The organism is Methanoregula sp., assembly GCF_002835825.1.
In the GTDB taxonomy this organism is placed as follows: Archaea; Halobacteriota; Methanomicrobia; order Methanomicrobiales; family Methanospirillaceae; genus Methanoregula.
The window spans coordinates 1-1000 of record NZ_PIZH01000814.1 but is presented as its reverse complement, the minus strand read 5'-3'; the positions used below and the strand labels follow the sequence as shown (position 1 = coordinate 1000).

Genomic DNA, 1000 nt, shown 5'->3' with positions numbered 1-1000 from the left:
GCAGCTTCGACACGGTAGCCCAGACGCACAAGCGCCGGGGGTTTGACCTCAGTGACGAGCTCTCGTCCCGGGGGATCGTTGGCGAATTCGCCGGCGCAACCCGGACCTGGAAACTGAACACCTACGGCCTCTCGGATAAGAAAGTCCGCTACCTTGCGGATGCCTTCTGTGAAGTTGCAGAAAAACACGGCCTTGCCGTGGAAAAATAACCCGAGAAAAATTCAAGGAAAATCCCGATACGAAACCAAATGAGGAACCATCATGACAACAAAGAAATTCCATCTTGGAACAACCTCCCTCCATGCCGGGCAGGTACCCGATCCGACAACCGGGTCACGGGTTGTACCGCTCTACCAGACATCGTCGTACGTGTTCAAAAATACGGAACACGCAGCCAATCTGTTCGGGCTCAAAGAGCTCGGGAACATCTACACCCGGCTCATGAACCCGACCACGGACGTTTTCGAGAAGCGGATCGCTGCTATCGAAGGAGGAACCGGTGCAATCGCCACCGCGTCAGGAGCCGCAGCCATCACGTATGCGATCCTGAACATCACCCGTCCCGGTGATGAGATCGTTTCGGCCGACAACCTGTACGGTGGCACCTATGAGTTCTTCCACTACACGCTCCCGAAGTTCGGGCGGCATGTGGTATTCGTTGACTCAACGAACCCGGAGGCGTTCAAAGCGGCGATCACGCAAAAGACCAAAGCGATCTATGCCGAGACAATCGGCAACCCGAAACTGGATGTTGTGGACTTTGAGAAGATCGCGAAGATCGCCCACGATGCCGGTATCCCGCTCATCGTGGACAACACGACCGGTGTCGGGCTTGTCCGCCCCATCGAGTTTGGTGCGGATATCGTAGTCCACTCTGCCACCAAGTATATCGGGGGCCACGGGAACTCGCTCGGTGGGGTTATTGTCGATTCCGGAAAATTTTCGTGGAACAACGGGAAGTTTCCCGAGTTCACCGAGCCGGACCCGAGCTACCATGGTC

At 56.1% G+C, this 1000-nt stretch carries 1 protein-coding gene and 1 pseudogene; both read left to right on the top strand.

Annotated elements, in window-relative coordinates:
• Positions 1-209, top strand: a pseudogene (locus CW742_RS15415) (O-phospho-L-seryl-tRNA:Cys-tRNA synthase); the annotation flags it as partial.
• Positions 210-261: 52 nt separating this feature from the next.
• Positions 262-1000 (top strand): aminotransferase class I/II-fold pyridoxal phosphate-dependent enzyme (locus CW742_RS15410; protein WP_292421950.1); only part of this gene is annotated, 739 nt, incomplete at its 3' end.